Genomic DNA, 7,101 nt, shown 5'->3' on the forward strand with positions numbered 1-7,101 from the left:
TTTTGTCGGTCGCCCTCGCGTGTGCGAATCTGCGTCAGGGCCGAGAGCCGGGAGCCGTAGGCGGGCGATATGTAGCCTTTCGACACCTCGGCCGATTGGACCGTTTCGCCGCTGAAAATCGAGAGGATGCCGTAGGCATGCGCCTGATTGTAGATCGGCACGTCGTCGTAAAGAATTAATGTCTGGTCGTTGCTGCCGCCGGTGTACAAGGCTTTCAAGGTGGGGGCAAACCTTAATTACCGGAATCTAAACCGGGATCTGGTAAAGGCAAACACCGTGACGGTCGGCCCGGAGCTGGCCTATTACGCCCTGAAAGGACGGAAATTCTCGCTCCTGGGGATCGCAGCCGGGACGATCGGCTACCAGAAAGCCAAGGCGAAAAGCGATCTTGTGTACCTGGCGAAAAGCAAGGCTTTCGTGTATGGATACGAGGTCGGGATAAGGCCGGAAATGTTGCTAAGCCCGAAAGTGGCTCTTTTTGCCGAATACAGGTTTGAAATGTTGTTTAACTCCATTCTCCGGAATAACAACCATGTCGGCCTGGGGTGCGTGATCTATTTATAAACTTAAATAATTGAAGGTATGAGAAAGTATTTGTATTTGTCGGCCGTATGCGTGTGCATGGCATTGTGTTTCGTCGGTTGCAGCAAGGACGACGACGAACCGGGAGGAAAAGGGGCGATGTATGAGGTAACGATCGAGCAGTCGGGAGATTTCCGCAGCTTCATTAAGTCGGTCGTGGTAGTCGCCAACGGTACGCGGTTGAAAGACGGGGCGACGGGGGAAAGCCTCGCAAGCCCGTTGATTCTAAGCGATGAAGAACTGTCCGTCGAAAAGGTGACGTTAACCACGACGGGAAAGGCGATCGAGTTCGCCGTTTCCGGTAGTGTCGTGGACGGGGAGGACGGTGTCGTGAACGAGCCGATGCAGTGGGTTGTGACCGTTTACAAGAACGGAAAGGAGATCGAGAAAAAGAGCCTTTCTTTCCGGGACGGGAAGGAGATCGGTATGGATGATCTTAATCTGTATTATAATTGACGTGACGACCTGAATGTCCCCCGGATGAATGTTCGGGGGATTTTTTTCTTTTGGGCGTTCCCGTGGGACGGTCGGGCTTTACGTTTCAAGTCCTCGCCTAAAGGCTGTGGGCTTTACTCTGCAATCCCTAACGCATGGCTGAAAAGTCCTCTTGCCGGTGTTCTTCTTCATACAGCCTCATGCGTTCTTGTAATGCTTCTTTTAAATTGTCGCTTTTTTTCAGTCCGAGTTTGGCACGTATGTTCGCTCGTTGGCTGGTTATGTTTCCGCTACTCCGATGTAATAATTCGCATATTTGGCTGACGGTCTTGTCTTGCAGTATTAAACGGCAGATGTTTAATTCGGACGGGGATAAATTGGGATATATTCTCCTGATTGTATCAAGTTTACTTTTTTCCTTTTTCTGGTATGCGGCAAGGGCTGTAAAAAGATTTTCTTTGGATTGTTCCCCTATTATGTTTAACAGGGAGCTTGTCTTTTCTTCCGGGTTATTCTCGCTTAACAACTCGGCGAACGCGAATAGTTCTTCCTTTTTCATTTGGAGACGTTTCAAAAGCATTTCCTCTTCCTCTTTTAGCAAGTTGCTACTTTTTAGCAAGCTGCTGATATTACTGTGTAAGGATCTTCCTAATAAGGGGATCATGGTGTATATGATGATGATCAAAGGCAGATAACTGTATAGGAACGGTTCGTCGGTGATAAGTGTGCAGATTGTATAGGAAGCTATGGTAAGGGAGGACAATAGGATGGAGATATTACTCATATAGGCACAGATGGAAAGCATGGTAAATAAGAGAGAGATAGTAATGTTACTCATTATCAATGCTCTTTGATAACTATATTCATATCCGCTACATATTGAGCAATAAATTATTTCGATAAAAATCTCGATATGTATGGCTATCAGTATAATGGAAAAGGTCGTGGTCAGATTTACTCTCTTTTTAAAATAAGCGAGAGTGCACATAATGATAAACAGGAATAATACGCTGTTAATATAATAAAACTGTTCATTGGGAAATGGAACTGAATATATGTATATGGGTGCGCATAAGACCAGCATGAGCAGGGATAGATGAAAGACTCGTTTTTGTTGATACGTTATTATCATTTCTCTTTCTTTTTTGTCGTAAGTTTGAGTTTTTATTGAACTTAGAAAAGAGGCGGCTTTTGTGCTGAATATCATGTATTTTATTGTTTTAAGTGTTATTAAGTATGATGTTTCTTGCAAAGATAACTGTTTTTTTGTATGTTTAAGTACTTTTCTTTATGATGTTAAGTATTTTTAGTTGTTGTGTAAGCATGATTGGCTGCTGTGGTAAGTGTTGTAGTTGTTGTGTGGTCGTCTTTTTAAGTATTTATAAGTTTAAAATGTTTGTTTTTTGCTTTGGAAGCTGGTTTATAAGTGTGTATTTTTGCGGTCGAAATTCAAGGGGGTGTAAAAGCCTGGGTTTGGATTGTCATATTAACAAATGATTAAATGACGAAAAGAGGTTTTTATATTAAATGTGTATTGTTCGTGCTCGTGTTGAGTATAAGCGGAGAAATATCCGCTCAGGAGAAGCGTGATTCGGTAAGGATCTATTTTCATCAAGGAAAGGTAAATATAGATACATGTTTACTTGACAATGGGAACGAGATGGAGCGGTTTGCTAAAATCTGTTCCGCATTGAACGACTCCGTCCGTCTTATCAGGAAAATTCAAATAATAGGAGGAGCTTCCCCGGAAGGAGGGGGGCTGTTGAATGGAAGGCTGTCTGAAAAACGAGCAGAGGTTTTGTGGCGGTATATATCACCTTATATAAAGATTCCGGTATTGGAGAGGGATTTTCATTTTTCGGGAAGCGACTGGAACGGACTTATAACGATGGTGAGAGCGGATGTGAATGTTCCGGAGAGGGAGAATGTCCTTCGTTTGTTGGAGAAGATCGTCCGTTTGGAAAACCAGGACAGCCCTTATTTGGGGGGAGAACTGAAAAGACTGAAAGGGGGGAGGCCATACTCATATTTGTATAAATTCCATTTTCCGAAACTTCGTTCGTCGATGGTGAAAATATGCTATGATAGTGATCCGATAAATCCCGTCAGAGATACGGTATATATACATACACGTGATACGTTGTGCATCCGTGATACCGTTACCGTCATAGCTCCGGTAAAGAAACGGCCGTTTTGCATGGCGGTGAAAACAAACTTGCTTTATGACGCTGTTTTGATACCTGACATCGGGGTTGAGTTCTGTTTGGGGAAGAACTGGTCTGTGGCCGGGAATTGGATGTATGCCTGGTGGAAAAGTGATCGGAAGCATAATTATTGGCGTATCTATGGGGGAGATGTGGAGTTGCGCCGCTGGTTCGGTCGGAGAGCGGTGGAAAAACCGTTTTCCGGGCATCATGTCGGATTGTACGGGCAGATCGTCACCTATGATTTCGAATTGGGTGGGAAAGGTTACTTGGGGGATAAATGGAGTTACGGGGGAGGCGTGGCTTACGGCTACTCGTTACCTGTGGGACATCGGTTCAATGTGGATTTCACGTTGGGAATCGGCTACCTTGGAGGATCGTACAAGGAGTACATCCCTTTGGACGGTCACTATGTATGGCAGACCACTAAAAACCGCCGCTGGTTCGGCCCGACCAAGGCGGGTATCTCTTTGGTGTGGTTGATCGGCCGTGGCAACTACAACGAGAAGAAAGGAGGCAGGCAGTGATACGGATACGCTTTTGTCTGGTGTTCATATTTTTATGGATAGGACTGACGGCTTGTGAGCATAAGGATTTATGTTACGATCATCCGCACTTTGCCAAGGTGCGGGTAGTATTCGACTGGACCAAGATTTCCAATCATGACAAGCCTGAAGGCATGAGGGTCGTATTTTATCCGACCGACGATGAAAGCAACACGTGGATATTTGATTTCCCCGGAGGAGAGGATGGGGAAGTGGAGCTCCCCGAGAATGATTACCGGGTAATTTGCTTCAACTACGATACCGACGGGATGGTTTGGAAAGAAAACGGCAGTTACACGCTTTTTACTGCCGATACGCGTGATGTTCAGTCGCCGGATAACCGGACAATGGCTGTCACCCCACCCTGGCTGTGTGGCGACCATATAGACAGAGTTATCCTCAAGGACATTCCGGGAGGAAGCGCGGAGATAGTACGGCTAACTCCCGTAAACATGGTATGTCACTACACGTATGAGGTGAACGGTCTTCGGGGACTGGATAGGGTGGCGGATTTGCGGGCCGCTCTTTCCGGCATGTCCGGCTCGCTTAACATGTCCGGCGACAGTTTGCCCGCCGGTCTTTCGGAGAGCCTGCTCTTTGATGGAATGGTTTCACGGAATCAGATTATAGGCGGATTCTATACGTTTGGACATTCCGCACTTGAAGGAGAGCCCAATGTTTTCCGGCTGTATCTCAAGAACCGTTCCGGCAGCATGTCTGTATTGGAACAGGACGTGAGCGACCAAGTGCATGATGTCCCGGTAGCGGGGCATGTCGGTGATGTGCATCTGGTGTTGAATTTTGATTATGAGGTACCATCCGAGCCGGGAAGTGACGGTGCGGGATTTGATGTGGACGTTGATGATTGGGATGATGTGAATATGGATATAGTGTTGTAATACGAGTTTGTTAATTATATGTATCAATTTAAATTGTTTTTATTTATGAAAAAAAGTACAGTAATGCTTTGGGCAATCTTTGGAGCTCTACTCATGGGTTGCTCAGACGAGGAGATTGCGAATGTGGAAACCTCCTCACGGAATGCGATTGGTTTTAACGTGTTAAGTAATGCGGCGGAAACGAGGGCTATCCCTACTACCCCCGACAACTTGACGAGCACCGATTTCGACGTGTTCGCTTTTACGACGGATGGTACTGCCTTCATGGGAAAGGTAGACACGGATTTTGGACATGACGGAGTGAAGATCGTGTACAAAAATGGTAAGTGGGATTATGACGATGCGAACGACCTTCGTTATTGGCCTACCGAGGCTTTGGACTTTTACGCGTTCAATCCCGGAACGGTTAGTGAAGACATGATAGTGTTTTATAGTTGGGAAGCCACCAAGGATGTCCAAAAGATAAGTTATACCTGCATGGATGAGTATGGAAGCGGTACTACTCATGCAAACTACGACGTGATGTATGCCATGGCCAAAGGCCAGACAAAAGACATGAACAACGGAATAGTGAAATTTAATTTCAAACATATTCTGTCACAGGTCGTATTCAAAGCAAAGACCCAATACGATAACATGCAGGTGGACATCGACGTGATCAAGATTCATAATTTCAAATTTGCCGGCGCCTTCACATTGCCTGCGGCAGCCGATGGAACGGGAAGTTGGAGTTCGTCTGATTTAGCATTTCCACACGCATTTACCGTAGTGAAAAACGCAAACATCACGGTCAATAGCAATACCGAAGCTACCGATATTACCACAAATACTCCTATGCTGAATATACCACAGGAGCTGACTGCTTGGAAAGTTTCCGAAACAGCCACCAAAAGCAAGTTGGAGGCCGATAATGCGAAGCAATGTTATCTGGAGATCGCCTGCAAAATCCGGCAGTCCGGAGCTTATCTGTTGGGTTCAGCAAGCGAATACAAAACAATTTATGTTCCGTTCGGAGATACATGGGAACAGGGCAAGCGTCATATCTACACGTTGATTTTCGGTGGTGGTTATGATGATCAGGGAGAGGCTGTGTTGAATCCGATCCAGTTTGATGCAGAGACAACAGGCTGGGTTGATGCAGATAAAGACGTAAACGTCCAACCTTAATCCAAACGTTTATTAATATCGTACCCGTTGGCAGGTTAAACATACGCAAGATTAACCCTGCCAACGGGTTTTTTATAGGGAATCGCATTTTCAATATACTTTTTGATGTGTAGGGGTGCTTTTTGCGTACCTTTTTCCTGGAGAATTTCTTTTGTGGAGTGTTTGCCCTGTATATTCCCGATACGCTGTTATAGCAGGGAACTGTTTTTATCCAAGTAGTCAGATATAGCCTCTTGCAATACCGATTTTAGCGAATCGCCTTTGCGGATCGCGATCAGCTTTAAGTTCTGGTGATAGGTTTCGTCCATGACAAAATTACAATGCACGGTTTTCGCTTTCTTCGGCTTTTGAGCCTCTTTTTGCCCGGCCGTGGATTGGGTCAGGCTGTCTAATCCCCCGGTCAGCCCGGCCGACATACTGTTTTTTAAATCGTTCTTCTTTGCCATATGGTTACTTTATTTCTGTTAGCAGTTCGTTACATACCTTCTCGTAGTCCTCTGCCCCGGCAGATTTTGGGGCATAGTGAAAAATATCCTGCCCTTGTGTCGGGGCTTCGGCCAGCGTAATGGCGTTGCGTATATGGGTGCTGAACACTTTGCCCTGGAATGTTTCCTGTACCAGTTCCGAAACGCTCTTGTTCAGGTTCTTTCTTCCGTCGTACTGGGTTATCAGGACCCCGGCGATCGAAAGATCCGAGTTCAAACGTTGCTGCACCTTGTGGACGACCTGCATAAGTTTGGCCATTCCACGCATTGCCAGGAATTGAGCCTGAACCGGGATAATCAACCGATCCGAGGCCGTCAGTGCGTTAAGCGTGAGCAGCGACAGCGAGGGGGGGGGCAGTCGATCAGGATATAATCGAATTTTTCCTTTTGGCCCTTGATAAGGTGGGCTAAGATAAGTTCCCGCCCGGCCTCGTTGATTAACTCCGTTTCAACGGCCGAGAGATCCAGGCAGGAGGGAACGACGCTAAGACCGTCCTTATGCTCGTAGATCGGCAGGTCGTATTCGCCTTTCATCGCGCCGTAGATCGTTTGGGGAAGCTCCGCGGAGAAGCCCAGCGATTCGGTCAGGTTGGCCTGCCCGTCAAGGTCGATCAAAAGAACCTTGTACCCTTTTTGACGTAACGCGCCGCCCAGGTTGATCGTGGTTGTGGTCTTTCCTACTCCCCCCTTGTGATTCAATACGGAGATTACTTTTGCTTTGCTCATAAATTCAGTTTTTTAAATGGTTGTCATGTCCGCAAATATAGTTAAAATACTAATATAA

General features: G+C 46.1%; 8 protein-coding genes and 1 pseudogene. 5 read left to right on the forward strand and 4 right to left on the reverse strand.

The window, feature by feature from the left end:
* The coding region (locus tag HMPREF9720_RS06890) for a TonB-dependent receptor plug domain-containing protein (protein WP_139022471.1) at positions 1 to 218 on the reverse strand (218 nt) is incomplete at its 3' end.
* A gap of 1 nt (position 219) precedes the next feature.
* Here HMPREF9720_RS06890 and HMPREF9720_RS06895 point away from each other — a divergent pair.
* Both HMPREF9720_RS06895 and HMPREF9720_RS06900 read left to right on the forward strand, forming a co-directional pair.
* Positions 220 to 564 carry a conjugal transfer protein TraO gene (locus HMPREF9720_RS06895; RefSeq protein WP_167537974.1) on the forward strand — a complete coding sequence of 115 codons (345 nt, stop codon included), beginning with the start codon at positions 220 to 222 and terminating at the stop codon, positions 562 to 564.
* A gap of 18 nt (positions 565 to 582) precedes the next feature.
* Positions 583 to 1,038 carry a DUF4425 family protein gene (locus tag HMPREF9720_RS06900; protein WP_009597494.1) on the forward strand — a complete coding sequence of 152 codons (456 nt, stop codon included), beginning with the start codon at positions 583 to 585 and terminating at the stop codon, positions 1,036 to 1,038.
* A 127-nt stretch (positions 1,039 to 1,165) separates the two neighbouring features.
* Here HMPREF9720_RS06900 and HMPREF9720_RS06905 read toward each other — a convergent pair whose 3' ends face one another.
* Positions 1,166 to 2,224, reverse strand: coding sequence for a LuxR C-terminal-related transcriptional regulator (locus HMPREF9720_RS06905; protein WP_018665648.1), 1,059 nt, complete (start codon positions 2,222 to 2,224; stop codon positions 1,166 to 1,168).
* 294 nt (positions 2,225 to 2,518) lie between these two features.
* On the opposite strand from HMPREF9720_RS06905, the gene HMPREF9720_RS06910 reads away from it, so the two are divergent.
* Genes HMPREF9720_RS06910 through HMPREF9720_RS06920 form a run of 3 tightly spaced genes read left to right on the forward strand, consistent with a single transcriptional unit; the run spans position 2,519 to position 5,832 of the window.
* Entirely contained in the window at positions 2,519 to 3,748 is a 1,230-nt protein-coding gene (locus HMPREF9720_RS06910) for a DUF3575 domain-containing protein (RefSeq protein WP_039940128.1), read from the forward strand.
* Positions 3,745 to 4,665 carry a DUF5119 domain-containing protein gene (locus tag HMPREF9720_RS06915; RefSeq protein WP_004328506.1) on the forward strand — a complete coding sequence of 307 codons (921 nt, stop codon included), beginning with the start codon at positions 3,745 to 3,747 and terminating at the stop codon, positions 4,663 to 4,665. Before HMPREF9720_RS06910 ends, HMPREF9720_RS06915 begins: the two co-directional genes overlap by 4 nt.
* A gap of 45 nt (positions 4,666 to 4,710) precedes the next feature.
* Complete coding sequence (locus HMPREF9720_RS06920; protein WP_026314684.1) at positions 4,711 to 5,832, forward strand: fimbrillin family protein; 1,122 nt, start codon at positions 4,711 to 4,713, stop codon at positions 5,830 to 5,832.
* 188 nt (positions 5,833 to 6,020) lie between these two features.
* Here HMPREF9720_RS06920 and HMPREF9720_RS06925 read toward each other — a convergent pair whose 3' ends face one another.
* Both HMPREF9720_RS06925 and HMPREF9720_RS06930 read right to left on the reverse strand, forming a co-directional pair.
* Positions 6,021 to 6,278 carry a hypothetical protein gene (locus tag HMPREF9720_RS06925; RefSeq protein ID WP_004328504.1) on the reverse strand — a complete coding sequence of 86 codons (258 nt, stop codon included), beginning with the start codon at positions 6,276 to 6,278 and terminating at the stop codon, positions 6,021 to 6,023.
* A gap of 4 nt (positions 6,279 to 6,282) precedes the next feature.
* A pseudogene (locus HMPREF9720_RS06930) lies at positions 6,283 to 7,043 on the reverse strand (ParA family protein).
* Between the last annotated feature and the right edge of the window lie 58 nt (positions 7,044 to 7,101).

Source organism: Alistipes sp. HGB5 (assembly GCF_000183485.2).
GTDB lineage: Bacteria > Bacteroidota > Bacteroidia > Bacteroidales > Rikenellaceae > Alistipes > Alistipes finegoldii.